This is a genomic window from Oscillibacter sp. PC13 (assembly GCF_900115635.1).
Classification (GTDB): Bacteria; Bacillota; Clostridia; order Oscillospirales; family Oscillospiraceae; genus Oscillibacter.
On record NZ_FOXE01000004.1, the window covers coordinates 1 to 26,267 of the forward strand.

Annotated in this window: 28 protein-coding genes, 1 tRNA gene and 1 other RNA gene; 23 read left to right on the top strand and 7 right to left on the bottom strand. The window is 52.6% G+C overall.

From position 1 onward, the window contains the following. Positions 1-218 (bottom strand): hypothetical protein (locus BMZ81_RS14160; RefSeq protein WP_207645605.1); only part of this gene is annotated, 218 nt, incomplete at its 3' end. 306 nt (positions 219-524) lie between these two features. Between BMZ81_RS14160 and BMZ81_RS02825 the strand changes: the two genes are divergently transcribed. From BMZ81_RS02825 to BMZ81_RS02835, 3 genes are read left to right on the top strand one after another with little or no spacing between them, the layout of a single operon-like run. After that, positions 525-863, top strand: coding sequence for a TFIIB-type zinc ribbon-containing protein (locus tag BMZ81_RS02825; RefSeq protein WP_242942548.1), 339 nt, complete (start codon positions 525-527; stop codon positions 861-863). Further along, positions 850-1,635: a hypothetical protein gene (locus BMZ81_RS02830; RefSeq protein WP_177187170.1), complete on the top strand. Its 786-nt coding sequence runs from the start codon at positions 850-852 to the stop codon at positions 1,633-1,635. The genes BMZ81_RS02825 and BMZ81_RS02830 overlap by 14 nt, the downstream gene beginning before the upstream one ends. A gap of 20 nt (positions 1,636-1,655) precedes the next feature. Further along, entirely contained in the window at positions 1,656-4,655 is a 3,000-nt protein-coding gene (locus BMZ81_RS02835) for a type I restriction endonuclease subunit R (RefSeq protein WP_091128413.1), read from the top strand. A 116-nt stretch (positions 4,656-4,771) separates the two neighbouring features. On the opposite strand, the gene BMZ81_RS02840 is transcribed toward BMZ81_RS02835, so the two are convergent. Continuing rightward, positions 4,772-5,851 (bottom strand): DUF6076 domain-containing protein, encoded by a 1,080-nt coding sequence (locus BMZ81_RS02840; RefSeq protein ID WP_091128416.1) that lies wholly within the window; start codon positions 5,849-5,851, stop codon positions 4,772-4,774. 329 nt (positions 5,852-6,180) lie between these two features. Here BMZ81_RS02840 and BMZ81_RS02850 point away from each other — a divergent pair, with 329 nt between their 5' ends. The 4 genes from BMZ81_RS02850 to BMZ81_RS02865 all read left to right on the top strand — a co-directional run bounded on the left by BMZ81_RS02850 (position 6,181) and on the right by BMZ81_RS02865 (position 8,017). Next, a complete protein-coding gene (locus BMZ81_RS02850) occupies positions 6,181-6,390 on the top strand; it encodes a helix-turn-helix domain-containing protein (protein WP_091128421.1) in 210 nt (69 codons plus the stop codon). Then, positions 6,390-6,842, top strand: coding sequence for a helix-turn-helix domain-containing protein (locus tag BMZ81_RS02855; RefSeq protein ID WP_091128423.1), 453 nt, complete (start codon positions 6,390-6,392; stop codon positions 6,840-6,842). Before BMZ81_RS02850 ends, BMZ81_RS02855 begins: the two co-directional genes overlap by 1 nt. A 389-nt stretch (positions 6,843-7,231) precedes the next feature. After that, complete coding sequence (locus BMZ81_RS02860; RefSeq protein WP_091128425.1) at positions 7,232-7,666, top strand: ribbon-helix-helix domain-containing protein; 435 nt, start codon at positions 7,232-7,234, stop codon at positions 7,664-7,666. Between the two features lie 144 nt (positions 7,667-7,810). Further along, entirely contained in the window at positions 7,811-8,017 is a 207-nt protein-coding gene (locus BMZ81_RS02865; RefSeq protein ID WP_091128427.1) for an SPASM domain-containing protein, read from the top strand. Between the two features lie 46 nt (positions 8,018-8,063). Here the strand turns inward: BMZ81_RS02865 and BMZ81_RS02870 are convergent, their stop codons facing one another. Continuing rightward, positions 8,064-8,405 (bottom strand): type II toxin-antitoxin system HicB family antitoxin, encoded by a 342-nt coding sequence (locus tag BMZ81_RS02870; RefSeq protein WP_091128429.1) that lies wholly within the window; start codon positions 8,403-8,405, stop codon positions 8,064-8,066. 175 nt (positions 8,406-8,580) lie between these two features. Here BMZ81_RS02870 and BMZ81_RS02875 point away from each other — a divergent pair, with 175 nt between their 5' ends. The 6 genes from BMZ81_RS02875 (at position 8,581) to BMZ81_RS02900 (ending at position 13,293) form a co-directional block, all read left to right on the top strand. Continuing rightward, positions 8,581-8,916, top strand: coding sequence for a DUF6809 family protein (locus BMZ81_RS02875; protein ID WP_091128431.1), 336 nt, complete (start codon positions 8,581-8,583; stop codon positions 8,914-8,916). Between the two features lie 26 nt (positions 8,917-8,942). Then, a complete protein-coding gene (locus BMZ81_RS02880; RefSeq protein ID WP_091128771.1) occupies positions 8,943-10,088 on the top strand; it encodes a site-specific integrase in 1,146 nt (381 codons plus the stop codon). Between the two features lie 4 nt (positions 10,089-10,092). Beyond that, positions 10,093-11,688 (top strand): site-specific integrase, encoded by a 1,596-nt coding sequence (locus BMZ81_RS02885; RefSeq protein ID WP_091128433.1) that lies wholly within the window; start codon positions 10,093-10,095, stop codon positions 11,686-11,688. Positions 11,689-11,828: 140 nt separating this feature from the next. Beyond that, complete coding sequence (locus BMZ81_RS02890) at positions 11,829-12,158, top strand: ArsR/SmtB family transcription factor (RefSeq protein WP_091128436.1); 330 nt, start codon at positions 11,829-11,831, stop codon at positions 12,156-12,158. Next, a complete protein-coding gene (locus tag BMZ81_RS02895) occupies positions 12,155-12,733 on the top strand; it encodes a chromate transporter (protein ID WP_091128437.1) in 579 nt (192 codons plus the stop codon). The genes BMZ81_RS02890 and BMZ81_RS02895 overlap by 4 nt, the downstream gene beginning before the upstream one ends. Then, entirely contained in the window at positions 12,730-13,293 is a 564-nt protein-coding gene (locus BMZ81_RS02900; protein WP_091128440.1) for a chromate transporter, read from the top strand. The genes BMZ81_RS02895 and BMZ81_RS02900 overlap by 4 nt, the downstream gene beginning before the upstream one ends. Positions 13,294-13,484: 191 nt before the next feature. Here BMZ81_RS02900 and BMZ81_RS02905 read toward each other — a convergent pair. Beyond that, positions 13,485-13,560, bottom strand: a tRNA-Ala gene (locus BMZ81_RS02905). 434 nt (positions 13,561-13,994) lie between these two features. Here BMZ81_RS02905 and ffs point away from each other — a divergent pair. The 4 genes from ffs (at position 13,995) to BMZ81_RS02925 (ending at position 18,137) form a co-directional block, all read left to right on the top strand. Further along, an RNA gene (gene ffs / locus BMZ81_RS02910) (signal recognition particle sRNA small type) lies at positions 13,995-14,094 on the top strand. A gap of 53 nt (positions 14,095-14,147) precedes the next feature. Further along, positions 14,148-15,884 (top strand): DNA polymerase III subunit gamma/tau, encoded by a 1,737-nt coding sequence (gene dnaX / locus BMZ81_RS02915; protein ID WP_091128441.1) that lies wholly within the window; start codon positions 14,148-14,150, stop codon positions 15,882-15,884. Positions 15,885-15,907: 23 nt separating this feature from the next. Then, complete coding sequence (locus BMZ81_RS02920; protein WP_091128444.1) at positions 15,908-16,270, top strand: YbaB/EbfC family nucleoid-associated protein; 363 nt, start codon at positions 15,908-15,910, stop codon at positions 16,268-16,270. 58 nt (positions 16,271-16,328) lie between these two features. Further along, on the top strand, positions 16,329-18,137 hold the full coding sequence (locus tag BMZ81_RS02925; RefSeq protein ID WP_177187171.1) for a DUF4127 family protein: 1,809 nt from the start codon (positions 16,329-16,331) through the stop codon (positions 18,135-18,137). 82 nt (positions 18,138-18,219) lie between these two features. Here BMZ81_RS02925 and BMZ81_RS02930 read toward each other — a convergent pair whose 3' ends face one another. Then, positions 18,220-18,984: a hypothetical protein gene (locus tag BMZ81_RS02930; protein ID WP_091128448.1), complete on the bottom strand. Its 765-nt coding sequence runs from the start codon at positions 18,982-18,984 to the stop codon at positions 18,220-18,222. Between the two features lie 245 nt (positions 18,985-19,229). On the opposite strand from BMZ81_RS02930, the gene BMZ81_RS02935 reads away from it, so the two are divergent. From BMZ81_RS02935 to BMZ81_RS02950, 4 genes are read left to right on the top strand one after another with little or no spacing between them, the layout of a single operon-like run. Further along, positions 19,230-20,285 (top strand): FAD:protein FMN transferase, encoded by a 1,056-nt coding sequence (locus tag BMZ81_RS02935; protein ID WP_177187172.1) that lies wholly within the window; start codon positions 19,230-19,232, stop codon positions 20,283-20,285. After that, positions 20,263-20,670 carry a NusG domain II-containing protein gene (locus BMZ81_RS02940; RefSeq protein WP_177187173.1) on the top strand — a complete coding sequence of 136 codons (408 nt, stop codon included), beginning with the start codon at positions 20,263-20,265 and terminating at the stop codon, positions 20,668-20,670. The genes BMZ81_RS02935 and BMZ81_RS02940 overlap by 23 nt, the downstream gene beginning before the upstream one ends. Positions 20,671-20,681: 11 nt before the next feature. Next, positions 20,682-21,197 (top strand): Gx transporter family protein, encoded by a 516-nt coding sequence (locus tag BMZ81_RS02945; RefSeq protein WP_091128453.1) that lies wholly within the window; start codon positions 20,682-20,684, stop codon positions 21,195-21,197. Between the two features lie 9 nt (positions 21,198-21,206). Beyond that, positions 21,207-22,328: an AAA family ATPase gene (locus BMZ81_RS02950; protein WP_091128456.1), complete on the top strand. Its 1,122-nt coding sequence runs from the start codon at positions 21,207-21,209 to the stop codon at positions 22,326-22,328. A 57-nt stretch (positions 22,329-22,385) separates the two neighbouring features. On the opposite strand, the gene BMZ81_RS02955 is transcribed toward BMZ81_RS02950, so the two are convergent. Both BMZ81_RS02955 and BMZ81_RS02960 read right to left on the bottom strand, forming a co-directional pair. Further along, positions 22,386-23,099, bottom strand: coding sequence for a hypothetical protein (locus tag BMZ81_RS02955; protein WP_091128458.1), 714 nt, complete (start codon positions 23,097-23,099; stop codon positions 22,386-22,388). Positions 23,100-23,212: 113 nt separating this feature from the next. After that, positions 23,213-24,487 (bottom strand): glycoside hydrolase family 18 protein, encoded by a 1,275-nt coding sequence (locus BMZ81_RS02960; RefSeq protein ID WP_091128460.1) that lies wholly within the window; start codon positions 24,485-24,487, stop codon positions 23,213-23,215. A gap of 211 nt (positions 24,488-24,698) precedes the next feature. Here BMZ81_RS02960 and BMZ81_RS02965 point away from each other — a divergent pair, with 211 nt between their 5' ends. Together BMZ81_RS02965 and BMZ81_RS02970 are read left to right on the top strand one after the other, a co-directional pair. After that, the gene (locus BMZ81_RS02965) at positions 24,699-25,589 is read left to right on the top strand and encodes a LysR family transcriptional regulator (protein ID WP_177187174.1); all 891 of its coding nucleotides are present in this window, start codon (positions 24,699-24,701) and stop codon (positions 25,587-25,589) included. 219 nt (positions 25,590-25,808) lie between these two features. Then, positions 25,809-26,267, top strand: coding sequence for a Na+/H+ antiporter subunit E (locus tag BMZ81_RS02970; protein ID WP_177187175.1), 459 nt, complete (start codon positions 25,809-25,811; stop codon positions 26,265-26,267).

Consider the following 26,267-nt stretch of genomic DNA (forward strand, 5'->3'; position numbering starts at 1 on the left):
AACGGTTTCGTGTGTACTGTTCCATCCTGATTCAGAATTGCTGCAGCGCTTTTTGACTTTGATACATCGATACCGACAGCAAGCATTGGCATTCCTTCTTTCGTTTTTGGTATGCGGTTATCCAGCTCTTTCCAAAGTACGCACATATTCAATCGTGAAACGGGAGCTACGTCCCAACTTGCTGAATCGAGCACTAAACGATGGAGGCTGGCTGACACATTTTACTCCGGGCGTGGTGTCCCAATTCCAGATTTCGTCAGACCGATGCCTCCATCTTAAAGGAAACGAGTAAGGCCGGATAGACCTTACTCGTACATTATGAATTCCAGATTATGAATATGTGGATGAGGAGCCGGATGCTGTGGACAGCGATGAGGAAGCTGAGGGACAGGAGGGCGAAGAATGAGTGATGATTTCAGCATGCCATTTCCATTCCAGCAGATGATGATGGTTATGTGCTTCTTCAGTGTCCCAATTGCGGTACTTACTTCAAAGCCACCCCATCTGATGTTCAGGATGATGGTGTGTTGGAACTGTTCTGCCCCAGCTGTGGTCTTGCCGGTGAAAGTTACATTACAGAGGATGTTCTTGAACTGGCCATTGCCATGACAAAGAACAAAGCAATGGATATGATCCATAAAGAATTCAAAAAAATGGAGCGACAGTTCCGTAAGGGACCTGTAACATTCAAAGCCGGAAAACCACCGAAACATGAGCGCGAAGATCCAATTCGTTCCGGCATTGAGGCAATGGAAATAGCATCATTTCCTTGCTGTCAGCGCACAGCAAAAGTTAAGCCGATTCTGAAGATGACTGGGTGTTACTGCCCGTTCTGTGGGGTGAAAAATTATGAAGTTGAATAGAGCCGAACTGCGGAAAATCATGTATGATTTTAACAGCATCTCAAACCGTCTTTTACAGGCAGACTATAATGATCATACGGGAGTTGTGGGCAAATTCGTTGCTTTCATAAAAGCCACGCCCATTATTTACGATTATGTCCTTGATTGCGGCTCCTGCGATTGGGATATGGACAAGGCATTCCAAGAAATCCGCCAATCATATGGCAGAAGTATTTTTGCGCTTGGTGATACGGATGAAGAGGAAGTATATAACGTATTCGCCATCCTCGATTATGTTGCCGAAAAAGGGATAAATGTTTCCCTCGGAATCGCCGCAAGCTATACATCATCTAATAACCGTCAGGATAGAACGAAAGCCTTCAATGACCGAGTAGTAATGGTACTGATCCGACATATTGAAAGTTATTTGACAAAGGTGGGAATTGATATGGGGATCGATGAAAAAATTACATACTCCATCACAGTGAGCAATGGCCAGGTAAATATCGCAAGTGACAATGCCACTATTACAGCCACAAACAATGTGGGTGTTGATTTGGCACAACTCGATACACTGATTAACAATGTTCGTTCTGCAGCTGTTGGCATTACCGGCGAGGATGCGGAAACCCTCTCTGATAGTCTGGAGGTTATCGAGGAACAGGCGAAGTCCGACAAACCGAAGAAAGGTTTTATTAAAACCGCTATTACCGGCATTAAAGCCTTGAAAGGTACAGCAGAATTTGCCGCTGCGGTTGCCGCACTGGTTCAATTCCTGCAAACTATTCTGTAAGCATTAGGGGGGTGAACAGCGTGAGTTTTACAAACACCAAAGAAAGTGGTCTTGAAGCCCTGATTGTGAAATGGCTCGTTGACCACAATGGTTACGAAGAAGGCAGCAATGCCGACTACAACAAAGAATACGCCATAGATGAAACCCGTCTGTTCCGTTTCCTACAGGACACACAGCCGGAACAGATGGACAAGTTGGGCGTATTCAAATCCGAGCAGAAAAAGCGTCAGTTTCTGAACCGTCTCCAGGGAGAACTCGCCAAGCGCGGTATCCTTGATGTCCTGCGTAACGGCATCAAGGTGTACCCGGTAGACCTCATCATGTTCTATCTGACACCGACCGAAAACAATGTCAAAGCACGGGAGATGTTTGAGAAGAATATCTTCAGCGTGACCCGTCAGCTTCGCTATTCCCAGGGCGCAGGCAAACTGGCACTGGATATGTGCTTATTTATCAACGGTCTGCCCGTTATCACATTTGAACTGAAGAACCAGCTTACAAAGCAGAATGTGGACGATGCTGTTCAGCAGTATAAGGATGACCGCGATCCCCGTGAGGTACTGTTCTCCTTCAAACGCTGCATGGTGCATTTTGCCGTTGATGATGCCCATATCAAATTCTGCACCAAGCTGTCCGGCAAAGATAGCTGGTTCCTGCCTTTTGACAAGGGCTATAACGATGGTGCTGGAAACCCTCCGAACCCGGATGGCATTATGACCGACTACCTTTGGAAGAACATCCTTACCAAAGCAAAGCTGGCACGTATCATCGAAAACTATGCCCAAGTCATTGAAGAAACCGACCCGGAAACCAAAAAGAAGTCCATCAAGCAGGTGTTTCCAAGATACCACCAGCTTGATGTAGTAGAAAGTCTTCTGGCGGATGTCAAGGCAAACGGCATTGGTACGAGATATCTGATTCAGCATAGTGCTGGCAGCGGTAAGTCAAACTCTATCGCATGGTTGGCGCATCAGCTAATTGGCCTGGAGAAAGACGGACATCCGATGATTGATTCCGTTATTGTGGTCACTGACCGCCGTATTCTGGACAAGCAGATTCGTGACACCATCAAGCAGTTTATGCAGGTAGCCAATACGGTTGCCTGGGCAGAACACGCAGCGGATCTCCGTAAGGCTATTGCGGACGGAAAACGCATCATTGTTACCACGATTGAAAAGTTTCCGTATATCGTGCCGGAAATCGGTGCCGAGCATAAGGAAAACCGTTTTGCTATCATTATCGACGAGGCGCATTCTGGTCAGAGCGGGCGCAATTCTGCTCAGATGAACTTGGCTCTTTCCGGGCTGGCATCTGATGATGAAATGGATAACGAGGACAAAATCAATGCCATGATGGAAGGACGCAAACTGCTGATCAATGCCAGCTACTTTGCGTTTACTGCTACGCCTAAGAACAAGACTTTGGAGACCTTCGGTGTAGCATACCAGGATGGTGATGAAATTAACCATCGTCCGTTCCATGTGTATACCATGAAACAGGCTATTCAAGAGGGATTTATTCTTGATGTTCTGCAGCACTATACCACCATCGACAGCTTCTATAAGCTGATGAAAACGGTTGAGGATGACCCGATGTTCGCTAAAAAGCGGGCACAGAAGAAACTCCGCTCCTTTGTCGAGAATAATGAGTATACCGTTGCCAAAAAGGCAGCGATGATGGTGGAGCATTTCCATGAGCAGGTTATTGTCAAAGCGAAAATCGGTGGCCAGGCTCGTGCAATGGTCGTTACACAAAATATTCCTCGGTGTATCGAATACTACTATGCAATAACCAAGTGTCTTGCAGATAGGCATAGTCCGTATAAGGCAATTATCGCATTCTCTGGTGAGCATAAATACCAAGGGCAGGAGCCTGCACTTACATCCGCTGCAATAAACGGTTTCCCGGATTCCAAGATTCCCACTACACTGAAGACAGATCCGTACCGCATCCTTATCGTTGCGGATATGTATCAGACGGGTTTTGATGAGCCGTTGCTCCATACGATGTATGTAGATAAGACACTGTATGATATTAAGGCTGTGCAGACACTGTCCAGACTGAATCGTTGCCACCCGAAAAAACACGATACCTTTGTTTTGGACTTCGCCAACAAGCCGGAAATCATCCAAGCATCCTTCTCAACATACTACCGCACCACTCTTCTGTCCGGCGAAACTGACCCCAACAAGCTGTACGATCTGATTGCCGTCATGGAAGATTACCAGGTCTATTCGCATGAACAAGCAGACCACCTCGTTAATCTGTATTTGGATGGAGCGGACAGAGATAAACTTGATCCGATTCTGGATGCCTGCGCTGCCGTTTACAAACAGCTTGATACCGAGGATCAGATCAAGTTTAAGAGTTCTACGAAGTCTTTTGTGCGTACCTATGGCTTCTTGGGTGCGATTCTCCCGTATGGTAATGCAGAATGGGAAAAGCTGTCCATTTTCCTGAATCTGCTGATTCCGAAATTACCATCTCCCCGTGAGGATGATTTGTCCCAGGGTATTTTGGAAACTATTGACCTTGAGAGCTATCGAAATGAAGCCCGCGAGGCTGTTTCCATCAAGTTAGAGGATGAGGATGCAGTTGTTGCTCCCGTGCCTGCTGGAAAGATGGGACATATCGTGCAGCCGGAAATGGATCTACTGTCTGTAATCCTGTCTGACTTCAATGATATGTTCGGTAATATCAACTGGAACGACGCTGATAATGTCCGTAGGCAGATTCTTGAAATCCCTGCGATGGTCTCCAAAGATGAGAAATATCAGAATGCTATGCGCAACTCCGACGAGCAGAGTGCTCGATTGGAAAGCGAGCGTGCGCTGCGGCAAGTTATTTTTGAAATCATGGCGGACAACATGGAGTTGTTCAAACAGTTCCAGGATAACCCGTCCTTCAAAAAGTGTCTCTCTGATTTAGTGTTCAACCTCACCTACAACAAGGAAGGCAAGCCGTATGAGGCACCTAATTCTGGCACCTATACGAAAGACAAAACCGAGCAGAAGAAATAAAAGGCTGCCTGATTCAAAGATGCGGGCTGCTATGCCTAATCAATGATAAAGCCGCTGGGCAAGTCATCACGACTTGCCCAGCAGCGTTTTATCCATGTTCATTTGCAGGTTAGCTGTTACACCTGATCCAGTTTCGTCACGTACTCAACATCACTCATGTTGCCTGCTAAATACTCCGCCTTCAGTTCCTGAATATACGCCACCTGTCGGTTCCACTTCTCCTCGCTGATCGTCTCCCTCAGCTTTCTGCTCTTCAGGCGGCCATACGCTCTTGTGTATTCACGGTGGGCAAAGTCCTTGCCATTCTTCTCCCGCTCTTTTCTGTGAGCACCGACCTGACGGCAGGTGCGGGTAGTCTCTCCCGGTGCCACTCGCTGACAGTACACCGTGTCGTATGCACCAATCGCCAAAAACCACTTGCCGCAGTTGTGGCATTGCCTCGGCACATTACCAATCGCCATGCCCCGGTACAGATCCATATACAAAAAGCTGATCAAGTCCTCAAAGGTCATACGCTCTGCCATGAACGGTTGCCCTGTCTTCTTGTCCCGCTCTACCACAAAGGAGATGCTCACCGGGAAGTTGAGCCTGCGCTCGTTCATGTACGCAAGATCCTCATCGTCCTCCGTCTGCATATAGATCTCCCGGAAGGATGCTATACACGCTTCGAATGCCGCCGCATACGCCTCCGGTCTGCGGGAGGGCAACTCCTCAAAGTAGTCGGTCAGCATATCGTCCGTGTCATACCGGAACCGTTTGAGATCGTCTGCCAAACGGTCATACATCCCGTGCCAACGGCGCAGGAGTTCATTCTCTGGCGTCCCGACTGTGAGCATACGGTCGAGCTTCTGCTCGTCACTGCGCAGCTCACGGACGATGCCGCTGACCGAACTCCCGCGCCCTTCCCGGTACGGGATCTTGTTGTACAGCGGAAGCTGCCTGACAAGTTCCCACGCTCGATCCAATGCCTGAATCGCCATACCTGCGCCGGACGCTGTCCGTGCGGTCAGAAACATATCAAACTCCTGGCTGGCCTGTTGGGTCAGCTTTTTTATTTCCTCAAAAACCGCAGCGTCCAATTCCATGGCCTCTGCCGCAAAGTACCCCAGCGGATATTCCTCACCTGCAACGATGCAGCTCTTCTTTCCGAACAGCACATCAAACCGTTCAAAGAAGTGGTCGTTATAGTAGATCATTGTTTCCCTCTCTGTGTTTCCGATGGACTTTAAGTTGTGTACCCAACAACCGCCAGAGCTATTGCGCACGGTATTTTGAATATGCTATGCTCTGATTGTACCTGATTGATAGCAGAAAGTCAATCCGGTGCAGACACAGGGAATCAATCCAGAAGAAAAGAAGGCGATGAACATGGTCCGCTGAAAAAGGAAAGCCGCCAAACTGCTGCAACAGTCCGGCGGCGCGCCGCGTTTCGGAAAACGCAGACTCCATCTGTGATCAGTCTAACAGAGAGGCCTCCGAAACGCAAACATTTTTTCTCTGAATCTAAATTCACGGAGGTACTGTTTTGAAAAAGTCTATCTACACAAGCTACGACGAACTGCCTCTGCTTCTGAACGTGAAGCAGCTGGCCGACCTGCTGGGCGTCTCCGACTCCAGCGTGTACGAACTCATCCAGGAGGATGGCTTTCCCTCTCTGCGCATCGGCAAGCGGATCGTCATTCCCAAAGAGGAACTGCGGGTATGGATCTCCGCCCGCACCAAGGAGGTGCAGTGATGCTGCTCTCTCAGTATGAACAGAGGATGAAAGAAAAGAATTTCTTCCTGCTCCCCAACGCAGTCTTCGATCTGAAGCTGAACGAGTACGAGTTCTACATCTACGCATACCTCATCCGCATCGAGGACCGCCGCACCTATCAGTGCATCGTCAGCTACCCCACCATCGCGGAGGCGCTGGGCTTCGCGGTCAACACGGTGGCGAAGTATGTGCGCACGCTGGAGGAGCGCGGTCTCATCCGTACAGAGCGCACAGAGTTCGTGACCAAGGACGGACGCAAGCGCAACGGCTGTCTGCGGTATCACATCCTGCCGCTCCGGTTGGCTCTCGACCGTCACAACGAACGGCGGCTGGCGGAACTGGAGCTCACCACTGCGCGGCAGAAAGCGAAGGCGAAAGCTGAAAAGTTGGGCATCGGGTTCATCCCAGTAGGCGATGAGCAGAGCGCATGACTGCCCCGTGTCGGCCTCTGTGGGCCGCTGTGTGCGCCCCTGCGGGGCTGGGCGGAGTCCCAGCCCCCATAGGGGGATCAAGGGCGATTTTGGGCCGCTGTACACCCCGCTTTTATCTATCGGCAATTTGCACGATCACAGTCATTTTCGCCCTCCAAATGGGCGGTCGAAAATGGTGCAGGATAAAGCAGGTGGTCGCTTGCGCCCTTCCTGCGGCTCACATCGCCCCGCAGTGCGGGTCGTTTGTCCATTTTGCCAGGTGGTCGGAATTTCCGCCCGTGTGCCATGTTAGGTGGTCGGAATGGCGAAAAATACCCGCAAAACCCCGCTGTACAGCCGTTTCCGAAGGTGGCTGTCAAAGGTGTCTATGAGAAATTATGGAGGTTATTATGAAACGAAATGATAATTCGCAGAAGTCTGCGCATGAGAAGAAACAGCGCATCCCCGTTTGGCTTTATCCCGATACGCTGCGGGCCATCGACACTGCCATGGAGCAGGCCAACTGCAAAAGCCGCAGCGAGTTTTTGGAGAATGCCGCAAGGATGTATGCAGGCTACATCTCCGCCAACAATGCGCTGACCTATCTTCCGCCTGTACTGATGTCGGCAGTGCGTGGCGCAGTCCAGGACAGCGAGAACCGCATCGCCCGTCTGCTGTTCAAGCAGGCGGTGGAGCTGGACATGGTGATGAATGTGGTTGCCGGAACGATGCGAGTCAATCCGGAGACCGTGAAGCAGCTCCGGGCCACCTGCATCGAGAATGTAAAAAAGACCGGCGGCACTGTCACCTTCGATGCAGCGGTGAAATACCAAAGGGGTGAATGATGTGCGCAGTTCTCTTCCACCAGTGTAGTCGAAACAGAATTGTTGCTTTGGTAGAAAATCTGCTGACAGCAAATTATGTGTTGGATATCTGTCCACTCTTCCGGTATTGTGTGTTTGCAAAAAACAGAAATGGAGGAAGCGACTATGACGAATCAACTTCCGGTGAATCAATGCCGGTTCTGCGGCGGCAGAGATATCCGCGTCGGCTGGCAGAGCGATGCGCTGGTGACCTTCAAGCGAAACGGTCTGCTGGGCAACCGCATCAAGTTCCTGATCTGCGGAAACTGCGGTGCGGTCCTGTACCAGTGCGTGGCGGAGCCGTACCGCTTCCCGTCTGCGATCGGCAGATAAAACAGCAGCACTCCCGCCACCGGGAGTGCTGCTCCAAAAAACTATTTCACAGCTGCGATGCAAGAGAATTGCGCAGTGCGGATTCCACCAAACTGTTCAAACTCATCTGGCGGGAAGTTGCATAGATGACTGCCTGCTTGTGGAGTTCGGGAGAAACCCGAACATTGAAACTACCCTTGTAAGCGCGCTCGGGTTCTTTTCCTTCTTCCTCGCAGAGCTCCAGGTAATCATCGACGGCGGCGCGGAAGTTCGCCACAAGCTCTTTTGCGGTTGTCCCTTCGTAAGAAATCACAGCCCGGATGCCCATAACCTTACCAAAGAACAAACTATCACTTTCTGAAAGTTCAGCACTACCGATATAATTTTTGTACTCCATAGTGTTGTTCATATACGAGCCTCCCGTTTTGCAATATGTGACTTTGTTGCTGTCTCAGACCATAAGAGAAGTATAGTCCCCAACACATCTAAAAGCAACTAAAATTAGTCGCAAATATTTCTCGAAAAGCAGTGGCTATTCTTGCGAAAGTGTGGTAGTTGTTTGTTCTGCAAAAGGAGGCCAGCAAATGTACGACTACATGAAAGCACTGCAAAGGCAGTTCGAAACCAAACCCCGGTCGATACAGGAACTCGCTGATGAGGTTGACCGGACCCACAGAGAACTCTCTTCCCGGCTGGCGAAGGAGGACCGAAAGCTCCTGCTGCGGCTGGTGGACATGGAGGACAGCCTGCGCGGTCATGCTACACTGCACAGCTTCACCTGCGGGTACCGTCTCGCCTGCGGCATCCACAGGGAGCTGGCAGAGGAACCGGCGTACTCCTTCGCCAAGGAGGAAGAAGAACGAGCCTGCCGCAAAGCGCAGGAGGAAAACAACTCATCCGATGATACGCCTAATCAATGAGAAAACCCTTCGAGGAGGTGAAAACAATGGCAAAACGCAGACCATCCGGCGACGGTATGGTGCGCAAGCGGGACGATGGCCGCTGGGAAGCCCGCATCGTAGTGGGCCATAAAGAAAACGGCGACTCCATCTTCCACTACATGTCCGCAAAGACCCAAAAGGATCTGATGGAAAAGCTGCACCGGAGCATCGACGAATACGACGGCGCAGAACTGACGGAGGAGAGCCGCATGACCCTGGGCGAGTGGCTGGAGATCTGGTTGGAGGAATGCGCCGCTCCGGCGGTGCGCCCCAAGACACTAACTGGCTACCGCCGCTATGTGGCAAACAACATAAATCCCTATCTCAGTGACAAACAGATCTGCAAAGTCACCGCCGCCGATGTCCAAAGCCTGTACCGTAAGCTCCAGCGGGAGGGCAGCGCAGAGGGAGGTCCTCTCTCTGGTACCACGGTGCGCAGGATACACAACGTGCTGCACCAGGCGTTGGACGTAGCGGTCAATCGGCACCTCATCGTAAAGAATCCCTCCAACGATGTGACCCTGCCGAAAAAAGTGACCACCCCAAAAACCATCCTCAACGATGAACAGCTGGAGCGGTTCATGGAGGCCATCAAAGAAGATGTACACTGGCACGACTTCTTCTATCTGGAGATCACCACCGGACTGCGCCGTGGGGAACTGTGCGGCCTCATGTGGACGGACTTCGATGAGAAGAAAGGAACGCTCACCATCCGCAGAACGCTGCACAACAAGGAGGGCGGCGGGTACTATGTGGGCGACACCAAAACCGGAGCAGGACGCAGAACCATCAAACTGCCGCCCAGCACGGTGCAGCTTCTCACAGAACGGAAAAAGAAGTCCATCTCTCAATGGATGTTTCCAAATCCCCTCCACCCGGAAGATCCGGTCATGCCCAACAGCGGTTATGCACGGATGAAAAAGATATTGGCCAAAGCGGGGCTGCCCAATATGCGCTTTCATGATCTCCGGCACACTTTCGCCACCCACGCACTCACCAGTGGCGTGGACGCCAAAACACTCTCAGGAATCCTGGGGCATACGAAAACTTCGTTCACCCTCGATACCTATACGCACGTCACGGGCGATATGCACCGGAGGGCATCGGAGATCGTGGGCGGGTTCATGGAAGAGTTCATGGTAGCGAGGTGAGCCGATGGCAAGGAAACGGAAAAACGGCCAAGGAACCGTCCGCCTGCGAAAGGACGGCCGGTGGGAAGGCCGACACATCGTGGGCTATGATGAAAACGGAAAACCCAAGACGAAAAATGTGCTGGCCAAGACCAAGGCGGAGTGCGATGAAAAGCTGAAGAAGCTCCAAGCGGAGTACGGTCAAGTCACGCCCTTCAAGATCAAGCCGGATATGCGCTTCGGCGACTGGATCGATTACTGGTACGAGAACCACGCCAAGCTGACCATCCGTCCCACCACGCAGAAAGGGTACGAGGAATGGATCTATGTCCACGCCATTCCCGGCCTCGGACACATCCCACTGAACAAGCTGACACAGGCAGATTGCCAGAAGTTCCTGAATGAAATGAAAGCCAATGGCCGGAAGATTCATCGGGATACCAAGGGGCCGGAGATGGCCGAGCGTTCGGTGCGAAGCTGCTATCATGTGATACGGATGGCTCTGGAACGGGCCATCAAGGACGGTCTCATCAAAAAGAATCCCATCCTCGGCGTCAAACTCCCTCCACCGGAGCCGAAGGAGATGAAGGTGCTGTCCAGGGAGGAAATCCAGCGGTTTCTGATTCAGGCCAAGGAGGAAGGAATGTATGAACTCTTCCTGCTGGAACTGACCACCGGGATGCGCCGGGGCGAGATCCTGGCCCTCACATGGGATGACCTGAACTTCGAGACCGGCGAACTGCGTATCAACAAACAGATAACGCCTGTCGGCGGTAAGAATATCCTCTGCGAGCCTAAGACGAAAGCCGCCTTCCGAACCATCATTCTGCCGCCCGTCATGGTGGAACTCCTGCGGGAATACAAAAAGGGAATCTTCTCCCATCTGATATTCCCGTCCCGCATCAAACCCGACCAGCCCATCGACCCCGGCTATGTCCGAAAGCGGCTTCAGCAGATCCTGGAACGAGCTGACTGCAAAAGGGTGAGATTTCACGATCTCCGGCACACTTTCGCCACTATGTCGCTGGAGCATGGCATGGATGTGAAAACCCTCTCTGCCATCATCGGACACGTATCCGCCAAGACCACGCTGAACATCTACACCCACATCACCAGTGAGATGGAGGAAAACGCCGCCGTCAGTATCGACCGAGGCATCGCAAAGGCGGAGGTAGAGGAACAGGAAACGCAGAAGCCAGCCGAGCCGCAGGAGTTCGTGCCGTACACGGCACCACGGCGCAGACCCGGCACGGGGTATATCAAGCAGCTTAAGGACGATCTTTGGGAGGGGCGATACTCCCCGGTGTGGCCGGATGGCAAAAAGCACTCCCGAAATGTATACGGACGCACCCGCGAGGAGACCGAAGCAAAGCTGGCAGACCTCATCCTGCAAATGAAAGCGGAGATCGCCGCCCTGCGCTCCGGCAAGGCCACGGAGTACCCCGACGGTGTCAGCCCCAAGAAAAAGCAGCTTGCCGCATACCTGATCGAGAACCCCGGTGTGAGTAACAAGAGCTACATCGCCCGGCAGTTGGGGATGGATGTCAGCACGGTGCGAAGATACTACGATGAGGTCAGGGCAGAACTGGCGGCTCTGGCATGCAATAAGACAGAATCATAACGAAACAAAATAATGCAGCGATATGCAGCGGATTCCGCATTTGAGGTGTCCGCTGCATATCGCCTCTTTTTGAATTAGTATTTACTTAAACAAATTTCCTTGGTATAATTAAGCAACTACTAAATCATGGAGGCGATACCGTGGAATTGGCTCGTATGTTAAAAGCATTGGGAGAACCCATGCGTTTGAAAATATACCAAGCACTTTTGGAACGGAAGCATTGCGTCCGTTCGCTTTCCAAAAAGTTTGGGATCTCTGAATCTGCCATCTCTCAGCACATGAAAGTGATGAAAGACGCCGGATTGGTCTATGGCGAGAAATATGGCTATCATACACATTATCTTCCGTTGCAGGATGCCGTTGATTTTCTCACAGAACAATTTGAACAGATGCGAACAGCTTCGCTGACCGTGGACCGTGATATAACGGTTTGCCAGTGTGAGTATCGGAAAGAGGGCGAACAAGAATGAATATCTTACTTGATTTATTCCTGACTTTTGCAAAAATCGGTCTGTTCACCTTTGGCGGCGGATATGCCATGATTTCCATGATCGAACACAATTGCGTCGAGCGCAAGCAGTGGATCACCCACGATGAAATGATGAATATCACCGTTATTGCAGAATCTACTCCCGGCCCCATTGCCATCAACTGCGCCACTTTTACCGGATACAAGAAAGCCGGTTTTGTTGGCGCTTTGGTCGCAACACTGGGTATGATCGTTCCGTCCTTTGCGGTTATCTATCTGATTTCCATGTTCCTGGACAATTTCCTGGAACTGACGATCATTGCCAATGCGTTTAAGGGTATCAAAATCGCTGTTGGCATTCTGATTCTGGATGCGGCAATCACTATGATCAAGAAAATGCACAAGAAGAAGCTGCCGAGAACGATCATGATATGCTCCTGTATCGTGATGCTTTGTATCAACATCTTCGCATGGAACTTCTCCTCTATCAGTCTGATGCTGATTGCCGCAGCTGTGAGTCTGACGGTCTTTATTCTGAATGGTGCACCTGAACAGAAAGGCGGTGCAAAGAAATGATCTATCTGGATTTGTTTCTCGGTTTTCTGAAAGTCGGATGTTTTGCTTTCGGCGGAGCCTATGGTGCTATCCCGCTGATTCGTGACGTGGTCATGTCCTACGGTTGGCTGAGTGATGAAATGCTGACCTACATGATTGCCGTCAGCGAAAGTACGCCCGGCCCTATCATGGTCAATCTGGCGACCTACATTGGCAGTAGCCAGGCGGGATTTCCGGGTGCGGTTGTTGCAACGCTGGCGGTCGTATTGCCTTCTTTCCTCGTTATCCTCCTGGTAACAGCCTTGCTGAAAACAGCGATGAAGAACAAGTATGTTCAGGCGGTGCTTCGCGGTCTCAAGCCCTGTGTGATCGGCATCGTGCTGGCAACTGGTGTATACATGGTTCTCAAAAATTGCTTTGGCACGATTTCTGCTGTGACACTCAATATCAGAGCCATTGCTATTACGGTCGTTTTGATTGCCTCAATACTTGGCTATAAGCATTTCAAGAAAAAGAAGTTATCGCCAATAATGTTGATCATCATATCTGCTGTAACGGGGATGGTTATTTATGGACTGTGAGAGGTCTGCAATTGGCCTGTGTACGCCCACCAGTTGCTATGCCTAATCAAAGATAAACGAAAATCACAGGCGGCGAGTTTGGGATCTCGCCGCCTGTGTTCTCGTAAAGTGGTCAGAAAATATTCCCGTCTGTGGTATTATTGTGGTCAAACGAAAAATCACCGCCAATTTGGCGGTGATTTTTCTCGAAGTGGTGGACCTGAACGGGATCGAACCGTCGACCTCTCGGATGCGAACCGAACGCTCTCCCAGCTGAGCTACAGGCCCATATTGCCGCTTTTTGCCCGTTTTTCGGAACAAAAAGCGGATTTTTGAAGTTTTAAGCTTTCATGAGTTCCGGAGGAATTTCTCTCCAAAATTTTGGGCCAACCCTCGCAGATGGATGTGCGTCCATATCGATGCGAACCGTACGCTCTCCCAGCTGAGCTATAGGCCCATATTTGGTGGTTTTGTATATTTTTTGTTTGCTTATTTGTGCAATTTGCTGTTCTGGCCGGGCCCGTGTTATGTTGCGCTGGCTCTCCCAGCTGAGCTACGCCCCCAGACAACGATTGGCAATTCAACAACAACTGATATTATACCATATTTTCCTCAATTGTAAAGGATATTTTTTTCGAGAAAACAAAAATTTCAGTTGATAATTCAGCAGTCATATAGTAAAATAAGAAAGCTATTGAACAAGTCCTCCGCATGCAGCTGCGGAGCCGGTCTCGCGCAATGGGACCCCGTGAATCATGTCAGGCGGGGAACCGAGCAGCATTAAGCGGGATGTTCCATGTGCCGTGAGGGTGCCGGTTCCGCAGCTGCATACGGAGGACTTTTCCGTCGCCAATTTATCTTTAGGAGGCATGTCCATGTATCAGGCCCTATACCGCAAATGGCGGCCCAAGACATTTTCCGACGTTATTGGGCAGGCCCATATCACCGAGACACTGCAAAAGCAGGTTGCGGAAGGGCGCACCTCTCATGCCTATCTTTTTACCGGGACCCGTGGCACCGGCAAGACAACCTGTGCCAAGATTCTGGCGAAGGCGGTCAACTGCGAGCATCCGGTAAACGGAGACCCCTGCAATCAGTGCGCCAGCTGTCTCGGAATTGAAAACGGCAGCTTTTTAGATGTGCTGGAGCTGGACGCCGCCTCCAACAACGGCGTGGATCAGGTTCGTGCCCTGCGGGATGAGGCGATCTATTCCCCTGCCAATGTGAAGAAACGGGTCTATATTGTGGACGAGGTCCACATGCTGTCCACCCCGGCGTTTAACGCCTTGCTGAAGATTTTGGAGGAGCCGCCGGAGCATTTGATGTTTATCTTGGCTACCACGGAACTGCACAAGGTGCCAGCCACGATCCTATCTAGGTGTCAGCGTTTTTCCTTTAAACGAATTACTCCTCAGGACATAGCAAAGCGGCTAACTTATGTGGCTGGACAGGAGGCCATTGACTTAGCTGCTGACGGAGCGGAACTTCTGTCCCGCTTGGCGGATGGCGCCCTGCGGGATGGCCTCAGCTTACTGGATCAATGCGCCGCCGCGGGCGGGACCATTGACAGCACTGCAGTGCTGGAGGTGCTGGGGCTGGCAGGAAACCTGCAGACCGCACAGCTGATGGAATATGTGCTGCAGCGGGACAGCAAGGCGGCATTGCTGCTGCTGAACCAATTGTATGCCAATGGCAAAGATGTGGGGGCTGTGCTGTCAGAGCTTTCTATCCTGGTACGGGATCTGCTGCTGCGGCGAACGGCACCAGAGGGCGGTGCGGCACTGCTGTCCGGCGGATATGACTCCGCTGCCTTGGACAGGCTGGGAAAAAGTGCGTCTGCCAGCCGGTTGATTTATCTGGCAACAACTTTGCAGAAAACCACTGCGGATTTATACTATAGTTCTAACCGCCGCACGGATGCGGAGCTGTGTCTGCTGCGTCTGTGCGATGAATCCCTCTCCAGTGATTTGACGGCTTTGGAGGCCAGAATCCAGCGGTTGGAAAACGCAGCCGCACAAGCCCAGGCGGTTCGGAAAGCGGTGCAAAAGAGCATGGAGACCGCAAAGCCATCTGTGCCTCAGGAAAAAAGAACTCCCAGACAGGAGACTGTACCTGCTGCGGAGGCTGATCTCCCCTGGGAGGAAGAGGTGCCGCCATTGCCGCTGGAAGAACCACCTGCACCGGAAGACGAGGGCGGTCGTGTATTTGACGCACCGGAAAGTGCGCCGACACCTGTATCGGCACCGGCCGGACAGCCTGTGGAGGAGCCGCCTGCTACAACAACCGTTCCAGCCGCTGGCGGAAACTGGTGGAGGGGATTGGCAGAGAGCTGCAAAGGCCGGCTGCCGCCGATGTACCGGGCGTTTCTGGATATGTGTACCGGTGCGCTTGACGGCGATTTGCTGACCGTCTATGGACCGGATGATATAACCTTGGGACGGCTGGAGAACGACCGGGTGAAGACTGCCCTTTGCGAAGAGGCGGAGAAAGCTGCCGGAATACCAGTGCGGCTGGCTTTTCGAACAGGAGAACCGCCAAAGGCGTCCCCGCAGGAAAATTTGCAGAATCTGTTGAAATTTGGAAGCCAGTTTGACAATATTAAAATCAAATAATACACGCAAAGGAGAATACGGACATGGGATATAGTGCACGGCGCGGTTTTACGAACGGAAAGGTGTCTGGTGTACAGCGACAGGCGGAAATGCAGCAGAAAATTGCAGAGATGCAGGAGCAGATGAATGCCACCCAGGAAGCTGTGGAGGCACAGGAGTTTACTGCCAGCGTGGGCGGCGGCGTGGTGGAGGCCAAGGTCAACGGGAAGAAGGAGGTGCTGGCGGTTACCATTCAGCCCGAGGCGGTTGACCCGGAGGATGTGGAGATGCTGCAGGACTTGGTGGTTTCCGCTGTCAACGAGGCGCTTCGCCAGGCGGGAGAGGCTATGGACAAGGGAATGGCCGGCATCACCGGTGGACTGAACCTGGGGGCCTTTGGTCTGTAAACAAGAATGGAAACAGCCTGCATGGGATATGCAGGCTGTTTTTTCAAAAGGAGAGCATATGTGGAGACAAAGACGTGTTTTGGCGGCGGCACTGGCCTGCTGCCTGCTGGCGGGCTGCGGACAGCCTCTTCCTGCGGAGGAAGCGGAGCCGCAGGAACCGATCATGGGGACGATTGCCTACGTGCCGCTGGACGACCGGCCAGACAATTTGGAACGGGTGGTATATCTGGCGGAGTCGCTGGGATATGAGCTGACCATGCCGGAGAAGGACGACTATCAGACAAAGCTGCTGGGGCAGCCCCTGAACAGCAACGGCACCCAGTCCGGTGACCGGGAGGATCTGTATGAATGGGTATTGGCCCAGGAGGCGGCAGGGTGTGATCGATATGTGCTGTCCCTCGATCAACTGCTGTCCGGTGGCCTGGTGAACTCCAGATCCCTGTCTGTCCATGTGCCGCTGTATTTGTCTGACGGTACCATGCTCACGGAATATCAGGCGGTTGAGCAGCTGCTGAAAACGCTGGCGGCAGATGAAAAGAACCGGGTGTGGCTGCTGGAGAGCGTCATGCGCCTGGCCCCCACGGTAGGATACGACCATTGGGACCTGGAAGGCTACAACGCTCTGCGGTCCTACGGCATGGAGGCCCGGCCCCATCTTGCCGGGGAGGAGCTGTACCCGGAGAACATCCAAGCGGACTATCGGCTGGGGAGGGATGGGACGCCGCTGGATCCGGCGGCCTTTGGCCTGACGGAGGAGGAGATCACGGAGTATCTCTCCGCCCGGACCCGAAAGCTGAAGCTGTCCGGCTGGGTACAGTGGATTTTGAACGGCGGGACGGCGGATGACGAGAATGACTACGGGAATTTCCGACTGCTTATCGGGGTTGACGACTCTTCTGAAGAAGACAGCATTCAGAAAAACGAAATCGCCTATCTCCGGCAGGGGCTGCGGAAGGGGGACGCACTGCTCTCCGGTGTGGACGATCTGGCCTTCAAGGCGGTGACAAAACTGTATTTGGAGGAAACGGACTGGCAAGGCGCCTCTGTGGCGATACAGTATTTCGGCGGGATGGAGAATAAACCCGCCTGCGCTTATGACTATCAGCCGCTGACAGACATCGTGGAGGAACACCTGGATTTCTTCGGCCTGACGGATGGGACAGGGAACTCCACAACACTGGATGTGCTGGTGCTGACCCAGCCTGAGGATGAGATGAAAAAGGAGGCATACTGCCGGGAGCTAATTGAACAGCTCAATGAAAACCGGGAGGCCCACATTCCCACCATTTTAATTGACGCAGGAAATGGAGCCTATGGCACTACCTTCCACGAGGCCCTGACCCAAAAATCGGAACTGGGATGGCTGCTGAGCTATGCGGGTTTTTTGGACATGGCCATCGTCACGGGAACAGCGCTGAGCCACGGTGTGGCCCGGTATGCGTTTCTTCAAAATGGGCAATCCAACTTGCAGACGGAGCGGGCGTTTATCAAAACCTTGGCAGACAGCATTTTGAAAGATTTTTGCTATAAAAATGTGGTGAGGGATGACCTGCTGGCTTATATCCGAAATGATTTGAGTGGTAATCCTGATAACTTTTATCAGCCGGAGCTGGATTTAGAGGCGGTGCAGTCCCGTCTGGAGATGGGGATGGAGAAGAGCACAGAGGCGGTGATTAAAAATCTGGAGCGAAGCAATTTCGTTTCCGCACTGCCGACCCGGCAGCCCTATGCCGAGCGGGGCTGGTGCGACATATGGCTGGATGAATATAGCTTTCCTTGGAACCGGGCTTTTGAAATCAGCATGGAGATTCACCTGGGACCATTTTCACAGCCGCACAAGAAATTCCTTGGCATTTACTACCGCTGACCATTTGGCAGTATCCATATAAAATAATACCCCCGCGTCTCTGCCGCAAAGCAGAGACGCGGGGGTGTTTTTCTGTTCAGGGTTAAAGCTGCTTGACTGTGTAATAAACAGCCAGAGCAAATACGACGATAGCCAAAGCCCACATCGCATAATAGGAGACAGGGGCATAGATAAGAGCGGAGGCGAGCGCGAGGAAGGACAGGCCACAGGCTGCATAGATGGGCATCACATCGGCGTTGGCGGGAAGAACCCGCAGTTTACCCAGCATACCGCCTTTTTTGTCGGCCTGGTGGGCCAAGACGGCCACAACTACCAGCAACAGCAAATAAAGACCGACGCACACCTTCACAGCGGTACCAACGTACAGATTGCTCATTCCGCGGCGGCAGAGCCACAGTGCAATCAGAGAGAAGCCCAAAATACTCAGTGCCCAGGCACACTCCCGGTCATAGAGACTCCACAGAATCCCAAGCAGAATTACAACGGGAACCAGAATGCACAAAAACGTCAGAGCTGTGCTGTAGTACACACGGACAAGGCCGCTGGAGGCTGCCAGAAATGCACCGGCACCAAAAATCCACCAAGCGGTAGCACGCTTCGCTTTTGACTGCTTCCAGACCAAGGCCAGAACGAGGCCCACGGCCAGAATCACCAAGCCACCGTAGAGGAAATAGTTCAGGTACCCATCCCAATCCACCACCTGCTGCAATGTTCCATTCACATAAAACCGTCGAAGGATCAGCAGATAGAGCTCCGCCACGCAGCCCGCCAGAAAAATTTTTATTGCGCCATTCATGGGCTCGTCCCGCTTGATTTGTTTAGATTTGTTGTTTGGATTTTTTGACATATATGGCAACCTCCAGGGTTTTGTTTGATTCAAATTCTGCCTAAAAAAGGAAAATTGCAACTGACATGCTAAAATAGTATAGCAGACTTCCTCTATTTTTGCAAGGGTGTGTGTCTGCTCTTTTTTGTGGATGGGAGGGTCATCGTGAGAGGAGTATTCTTGGTTGAGATACAGGCGGAAATGTGGTATACTCTCTCCATAATATGTGCGGAATTCTTCGCAAAAACTGCAGAGGACGAAAGAAAATGATGAAAAGATATATAGGGGCATTTCTGACGGTGCTCTTGTTGATGGGAAGCCTGACCGGCTGCGGCGGCAGCAAGCAGGTGGAGGCACAGGTGTTTGCCATGGACACTGTGATGTTTTTGACTGCCTGCAACGGTGATGGAGAAGCTGCCCTTCAAAATGCGGAAGCAGAGCTTTACCGGCTGGAAAGCATGCTCTCCCGGACCCGGGAGAACAGCCAGGTGACCCTTTTGAATCAGGCGTCTGAAGACTTTGGGAAGGGGCAGACCGTGGAAGTGGGTGATGAGGTCTGTGGACTGATTGAACAGGCAAGAACCTTCAGCCGTGTTGCCGGCGGTGCACTTGACATTACCCTGGCGCCGGTTTCCTCTGCCTGGGGCTTTACAAAAAATGCTTACCGGGTGCCGGAATCGGGGGAATTGGAGGTGCTTTTAACCCACGTGGGAATGGAGCATGTCCACACAGATGCGGCGGCAGGAACTGCTTGGCTGGATGAAGGGACCCAAGTTGATTTGGGCGGCATTGCAAAGGGCTATGCCTCTGACCGGGTGGCGGCGATTTACAGACAGTTCGGCGTCACCTCCGGTACGGTGTCCCTGGGGGGAAATGTCTGGGCCTGCGGCACACGGCCGGATGGAAAACCGTGGGTGGTAGGGATTCAGGACCCAAACCGGACGGAGGAGGCCGACGCCTATGTGGGAAAGCTGCACCTTTCGGATGCTTTCGCGGTGACCTCCGGCGGCTATCAGCGGTATTTTGAGGAGGGTGGCGTTACCTACCACCATATTCTGAACCCGGCTACCGGCTATCCTGCGGAGAGCGGGCTGACCTCCGTCACAGTGGTAGCGGCAGAGAGCGGAACCATGTGTGACGCCTTTTCCACGGCCTTGTTTGTCATGGGAGAGGAGCGGGCGCTGGACTTTTGGCGCAGTGGCGCTTATGACTTTGACCTAGTGCTGGTAACGGACGACGGACGGGTGCTGGTGACGGATGGAATTGCCGATGCGTTTGAGGAGACGGAGGGAAGCGGATATGTCTACAAGACCGTTTCCTAAGCTGCGGCCCGGAATATGGGATGCACTGGTGGCCGCTGTGGTGATTGTCCTGGCGGTGGTTTGTGCCGGTGCATTTTGGGTGCGCGGGACGCTGGCAGAGGGAGAACTGACTGCGGTGGTGTCCATGGACGGGCAGGAGAGAGAGCGGTTTGCCCTTTCGGACGGTGAGATGGAACGGACCTATACCAATCACGGCTACACGCTGCATCTGCTGGTTCAGAGCGGAGAACTCCGGGTTGCAGAGGCGGACTGTCCCACGCAGGACTGTGTGCACACGGGAACCATTGGACAGGCTGGGCAGAGCATTGTGTGTCTGCCGGCCCGGATTGTGGTTCAGCTGGTGCGGACAGGCGGCAGTAGCGATGTGGACGTCGTGATTGGATGAGGGGGAACGGCATGAAACTGACCACAAGACAGCTGACTTTGTGCGCGGTACTGACCGCCATGGCGCTGGCCCTGTCCTATCTGGAGAATTTCTTCCCCCTGTCTCTGGCAATTCCCATTCCGGGGGTAAAGCTGGGACTTGCCAACATTGTGACGGTGTTCGCCCTCTATGCGCTGGGGCCTGCACAGGCGCTGCTGATTCTGTTTGCGCGGTGCTTTTTGGGCGCCATGTTCGCGGGAAATATGAATGCGCTGATTTTTTCCCTGATGGGCGGCGTCACGGCCATGGCGGCGATGATTGCCCTGTTCCGGCTGCGGCGCCTTTCGGTTTACGGCGTGTCCATCGGCGGAGCGGCGGCTCATAATTGCGGCCAGGTAGCCGCAGCGGTGCTGACACTGGGAAACACAGCACCGTTATATTACCTGCCGGTTTTGCTGGGCGTTTCCCTGCTTACCGGGGCACTGACCGGCATGGTGGCGGCGCTGCTGTTCCGGGCGCTGGAACACACCAATCTCCTGAAAATGTGAGGCGTGCATATGGATGCAAAAGACATCAGTAAAAAGGACCAGATTATTTTGCAGCAGCTGGAGGTTATCCGCACCATGACGGAACAGAACCTCAGCCGCATGGGCAGCGACTTTTGGGGAGTACCGGCCCAGTCGGGGAACCCGCCGGCGGCGGGGAAGAAACCGGGAGAGCGGGCGCCGGAAAAACCGACGGACAAGGGGCCTGTGGTATCTGCCGGAGGAAATCATACACAGGTACCGAAGGCAGAGGAGGTGTCGCTGCCCGAGAAAATAGAGGACCTGCAGAAGGAACTGGACGGATATATCGGCTTGGCGGCAGTGAAGAAAGAGGTGAAGAACCTCATCAACATGGTGACTGTTTACAAGCTGCGGCGGGACAATGATCTGCCTACCACGGATTTGAGCCTGCACATGGTGTTCTCAGGAAACCCAGGCACCGGCAAGACCACCATTGCCCGTATCATGGCCCGGATTTATCACAGCCTGGGAATTCTGAGCAAGGGACAGATGGTAGAGGTGGACCGGAGCGGTCTGGTGGCAGGCTATGTGGGTCAGACGGCCATCAAGACGGCGAAGGTGATTGAATCCGCGCTGGGCGGCGTGCTGTTTATTGACGAGGCCTATGCCTTGAACGGCAAAGCGGAAAATGACTTTGGCCAGGAGGCCATTGACACGATTTTAAAAGCCATGGAGGACCATCGTGACGACTTGGTGGTGATTGTGGCGGGGTACGACGGACTGATGGACGACTTTATCCATTCCAACCCCGGCCTGGAGTCCCGCTTCAACCGCTTTTTGCACTTTGAGGACTATACCATGGACGAGATGATGCAAATCTTTGAGATGCAGTGCAAAAAGGGCTGTTATACGCTGGAAAACCAGGCGGCGGAGATGGTGCGGGATTTCATCAGGGAGGAAAATACAAATTCCATCTCCTTCGGCAACGCACGGGGTGTCCGCAACATCTTCGAGCAGATTCTGATTCATCAGGCGAACCGGCTGGCGGGGCTGGAAACCGTCACCAGAGAGGATCTGATGAAAATTACGCCAACCGATGTGTTGATGGCACGTGGAATGGAGGAAGGGACAACACCTCTGCCCTACGGGGACGCAAAAGCGCAGACAGAATAGCGGTTTGAAGATTCTGTTTTGTCTGCAGTAAGGGAAGACAACGAAAAGAGACTGCCGTCAGGCAGTCTCCTTTTTGCGCTGGTCCCAGAGGTATTTGACGATCAGATAGCCGATTCCCAGCCAGGCGGCGCAGATCCAGTAGACCATATCGGTTTCCGCGGACCCGATGGAAGGAGAGGGGATGGACTGGTCTGAGGCTAGGTAGGAGTAGTCCAGATGGTTCCCGGCCCCGTCATAAAGTTCCATGGCGGGGAAGAAGTCCCGGTCTGTCTCGTGAATATGGAAGAAGGTGGGGGTGGTGATATCTCCCTCGGCCATGAGGGTGGCATCATTGCGTAAATTGGCCTGCACTTTGTAATGCGCCACGTTTGACGGACAGTCCACCCCGTAGACCACCCGGATATTTTGATCGCGGATGGTAGCGCTTTGAATCATCACTGGCGTTTTATTATAAAAGGCGGAGAGTGGCTGCCAGCCGCCAAGAATACCGCGGCGGAACTGTATGCGCCCAAGCAATCCGTCGATTTCGCTGTCGGCGAAGACGATGATGCGTCGGTTTCCGAAGGTTTCATCGAATTGGATCACCGGGTGCAGAACGACTCTGAGAGGACTTGGATCGTCCGGATCGTCAGATGCATAATCGACAATGGCGGAGACTTTCTGCGCCTCTGTGTGCAGGGACAGGAAGTCTCCCCTATACAATAGCCATGCACTTGACAAAAACAGAAGGGCTACAAAAATGGCGGCAGTTTGATAGATGTATTTTCGCATGGGTCTCCCTCCCGGTTGATTTCTATATCATATGATACAACCGGGAATGAAAAAACACACGAAAAAGTTTGGGGGAATTGATGCGGCTTCATCAGAAGCAGCAGGACGCTGGATTATTCAATATCATAAAGGGAGGCAACTGTAAGCCAGGTTTGGGAAAAGGGGCGCATCAGATTCCAAAAGCCAGCGCCACGGAATCCATATTCTGCAATCAGACGGAGCTTTGCTTCTAGGCTGCGGGCATCCTCAAACCACACCTCGTGGATTGTGCCAGCGGCGTCGGTGTAATGAAAAAAAGGCGACTGAGCCGCTTCATCGTACTGGATGGCAACATCATACGCAATGGCCAGTTCAATGGCTCGCTGATTGGAAATGGATTGGGCTCGGGTGACGCCCTGGACGAAGGGCAGGGGCCAGTCATAGCCGTAGTTGGGAACACCTAAGAAGATTTTCTCCGGTGGAATTTCCGTGACAGCATAATCAAGTACGGCCCGGACATTAGGCAGCGGTGCGACTGCCATCGGAGGGCCTGCGGTATAGCCCCATTCATACGTCATCAGCAGTACGCCGTCCACAGCGGCACCGATGGCTGCATAGTCGTGGCCTTCGTACAGAAGACCCGGCTGCCCGGCACTGGTTTTGGGGGCCAGCGCTGCCCAGACAAACCAGCCCTGAGAGCTCAGCAAACGCTGAAGGCGGCCGAGAAATGCCGCATAAGCGCCGGCCAGACTGCCGGGGAGATACTCAAAGTCCACATCCAGACCCGCATAGCCCCGGCGGCGCATCAGCTGCTGAACCTCGGAGATCAGCTGATTTTGAACACCATAATCCGTCAGGACGAGAGCGGCCCGGTCTGTATCGAATTGGCCGGATTCTGTGAGTGTGGACAGATGCATGACGGGCCGTACATCCCGTTGGCGGGCAGCGGCCAGAAGAGCGTCATCTTCCAGCGGAAGGAGGCTTCCGGAGGCAGTGATGCCATATGTGAAAGGCGTCATGTAAGTGAGGTAGGGGAGCTCTTCCCCCAGAAGAACCGGATCGACATAGGGATAGGCATATCCATTAAAGGAAGCTGCGCCCAGAAGTTCATCAAAATAGGAAATGACAAGAGCGTCTCCTGGATGAATGACGGTGCCTCCGCCCAGGAACCAATTGTTCTGCCAAAGCTGCCGAATGGAAATCCCATAAGAGGCGGCGATAGAAGAAAGGCTTTCCCCAGACTGAACAGAGTGAATTACTTGCGGAAACCGGATAACCAGGGTTTGCCCCACGGCAAGGGCACCGCTTTCTGGAACCGTATTGTCAGAAGCCAGACGGGAGGGATCCACCCCATAGCTTTCTGCAATTGTGCGGACGGTTTCGCCGCTTTTTACAACATGGATTGTCATAGTTACACGTCACCTCTTCTGTGAACTCTATGACAGGGAAAAGGACAGTATGTATCGTGAGAGGTAAAATGTTGGAGCATGGCACAGGATTCAACCGTGGGGGAGGAAAATTTTCTTGCCTTTTGACAGCGCATACGATAACATGGTGATATTCTGAAATATCAAGTTTACGGCATCTGCCATGAAAGATAAGCATGACAGGAGTGAACATATGAATATCAAAAAATATGAGGCGTTTGTCCGCGCAGTGGAACGGGGAAGCCTGTCCAAGGCGGCAGAGGAACTAGGCTATACCCAGTCGGGCATCAGCCATATGATGCAGTCGCTGGAGGAGGAAGTGGGGTTTCCGTTGATGGTGCGCACGTCCTCCGGAATTGTCCCAAATGCAGAGGGAGAGCTGCTGCTGCCGATTATTCGCCAGCTTCTGAATACAAACGAGTCGCTGGAGCAGTATATTGCAAAAATAAAAGGAGCAGATACCGGACGGCTCCGAATTGCATCGTTTTCCAGTGTGGCAACCTATTGGATGCCAAGCATCCTCCGGGAGTTTCAGAAGGACTATCCCCATGTGGAAATTCAGATTGTGGAGGGTGGCACAGACAGCATTGATGCGATGATGAACAACCGTGAGGCTGAACTCTGCATTTATACCGGAGGGGAGAAGCTCGGACTTGAGTGGATCCCGCTGTGCAGGGATCAACTGCTGATTCTTCTGCCGCCGCGGCATCCGCTGACGGAGAGAGCAGTGATACCGCTTGAGATGCTGATGGACGAGCAGTTTATCATGCCTTTGGCGGGATATGACTATGAGGTACATCATATTTTGGATAGACTGGATCATTATCCGCATATCCGTTTTTCATCCTGCAGCGATTATGCCATTATCTCCATGGTGGCGGAAGGATTGGGGATCTCCATCCTGCCGGAGCTGCTGCTGCGAAATTACCACGGCGATGCAGTGGTGCGAACGCTGACGCCCGCGCAATATCGCATAATTGGTATGGGGGTGCCGCAGCTGAGAACGGCTTCTCCAGTAACGCAAAATTTTATGCAATATGTCCGGCGCTATGTTACAACACAAGGAGAACAGGTGTTTTTTTGAGAGGAAGACAGATTGCATAAAAACAAGGATAAGATTTTGTTTAAGTTTTTCAGGGCCTGGTAAGGCCTTCTGCCGGTGAAGCGGTTGACAGGCTTAAGGAGTTTCCGCTAAAATAAAAATGGATTTGTCCTTTTTTTAACGATGGTACCTGATAAGCATGGCGGCCGCTGGCCTGGTGAAAGGCTTTTGACGGTTACTCTTGAAAGAGGAGACGAACGTATGTTCATCTTATTTTTTGCTTTATGGCTGCTGATGGCCGGAACAATGACCGTTTCTACCTGCCTGTGGGGAGCGGCGGTCTCGGGAATGCTGTGCTGGTATTGCCGAAGGACACTTGGATACCAGTGGCAGTGGAGACGGTATACCATTCGGCAGTTGTGGTCGGCAGTTTGCTATTTGTGGAACCTTCTGCTGGAAATGCTAAAGGCGGGGGTTGTGGTGATGAAGCTTATTTACACCCGCGGACGGAATATGGAGCCGAAGCTCATCTGGTTTGATACGACGCTGCAGAGCAATCGTTCCAGGGCGGTACTGGCAAATTCTATCACGCTGACAGCAGGGACCATTACCGTGGAGGCGCAGAACGGTCGGTTCTGCGTTCATGCACTGGATGCATCTTTGGCAGAGAACATTGAATCATGCCAGTTTCAAAAGCAGCTGAAAGAGCTGGAGGCGTAA

Excerpts from the sequence above, each read along its gene's own strand:
- BMZ81_RS02875 (WP_091128431.1), top strand. The coding sequence starts at position 8,581 with ATGTACGACTACATGAAAGCACTGCAAAGGCAGTTCGAAACCAAACCC.
- BMZ81_RS02945 (WP_091128453.1), top strand. The coding sequence starts at position 20,682 with ATGAAACTGACCACAAGACAGCTGACTTTGTGCGCGGTACTGACCGCC.
- dnaX (WP_091128441.1), top strand. The coding sequence starts at position 14,148 with ATGTATCAGGCCCTATACCGCAAATGGCGGCCCAAGACATTTTCCGAC.
- BMZ81_RS02955 (WP_091128458.1), bottom strand. The coding sequence starts at position 23,099 with ATGCGAAAATACATCTATCAAACTGCCGCCATTTTTGTAGCCCTTCTG.
- BMZ81_RS02870 (WP_091128429.1), bottom strand. The coding sequence starts at position 8,405 with ATGAACAACACTATGGAGTACAAAAATTATATCGGTAGTGCTGAACTT.
- BMZ81_RS02840 (WP_091128416.1), bottom strand. The coding sequence starts at position 5,851 with ATGATCTACTATAACGACCACTTCTTTGAACGGTTTGATGTGCTGTTC.
- BMZ81_RS02830 (WP_177187170.1), top strand. The coding sequence starts at position 850 with ATGAAGTTGAATAGAGCCGAACTGCGGAAAATCATGTATGATTTTAAC.
- BMZ81_RS02960 (WP_091128460.1), bottom strand. The coding sequence starts at position 24,487 with ATGACAATCCATGTTGTAAAAAGCGGCGAAACCGTCCGCACAATTGCA.
- BMZ81_RS02930 (WP_091128448.1), bottom strand. The coding sequence starts at position 18,984 with ATGTCAAAAAATCCAAACAACAAATCTAAACAAATCAAGCGGGACGAG.
- BMZ81_RS02940 (WP_177187173.1), top strand. The coding sequence starts at position 20,263 with ATGTCTACAAGACCGTTTCCTAAGCTGCGGCCCGGAATATGGGATGCA.
- BMZ81_RS02920 (WP_091128444.1), top strand. The coding sequence starts at position 15,908 with ATGGGATATAGTGCACGGCGCGGTTTTACGAACGGAAAGGTGTCTGGT.
- BMZ81_RS02880 (WP_091128771.1), top strand. The coding sequence starts at position 8,943 with ATGGCAAAACGCAGACCATCCGGCGACGGTATGGTGCGCAAGCGGGAC.
- BMZ81_RS02900 (WP_091128440.1), top strand. The coding sequence starts at position 12,730 with ATGATCTATCTGGATTTGTTTCTCGGTTTTCTGAAAGTCGGATGTTTT.
- BMZ81_RS02865 (WP_091128427.1), top strand. The coding sequence starts at position 7,811 with ATGACGAATCAACTTCCGGTGAATCAATGCCGGTTCTGCGGCGGCAGA.
- BMZ81_RS02970 (WP_177187175.1), top strand. The coding sequence starts at position 25,809 with ATGTTCATCTTATTTTTTGCTTTATGGCTGCTGATGGCCGGAACAATG.
- BMZ81_RS02895 (WP_091128437.1), top strand. The coding sequence starts at position 12,155 with ATGAATATCTTACTTGATTTATTCCTGACTTTTGCAAAAATCGGTCTG.
- BMZ81_RS02855 (WP_091128423.1), top strand. The coding sequence starts at position 6,390 with ATGCTGCTCTCTCAGTATGAACAGAGGATGAAAGAAAAGAATTTCTTC.
- BMZ81_RS02965 (WP_177187174.1), top strand. The coding sequence starts at position 24,699 with ATGAATATCAAAAAATATGAGGCGTTTGTCCGCGCAGTGGAACGGGGA.
- BMZ81_RS02925 (WP_177187171.1), top strand. The coding sequence starts at position 16,329 with ATGTGGAGACAAAGACGTGTTTTGGCGGCGGCACTGGCCTGCTGCCTG.
- BMZ81_RS02860 (WP_091128425.1), top strand. The coding sequence starts at position 7,232 with ATGAAACGAAATGATAATTCGCAGAAGTCTGCGCATGAGAAGAAACAG.
- BMZ81_RS02935 (WP_177187172.1), top strand. The coding sequence starts at position 19,230 with ATGATGAAAAGATATATAGGGGCATTTCTGACGGTGCTCTTGTTGATG.
- BMZ81_RS02950 (WP_091128456.1), top strand. The coding sequence starts at position 21,207 with ATGGATGCAAAAGACATCAGTAAAAAGGACCAGATTATTTTGCAGCAG.
- BMZ81_RS02885 (WP_091128433.1), top strand. The coding sequence starts at position 10,093 with ATGGCAAGGAAACGGAAAAACGGCCAAGGAACCGTCCGCCTGCGAAAG.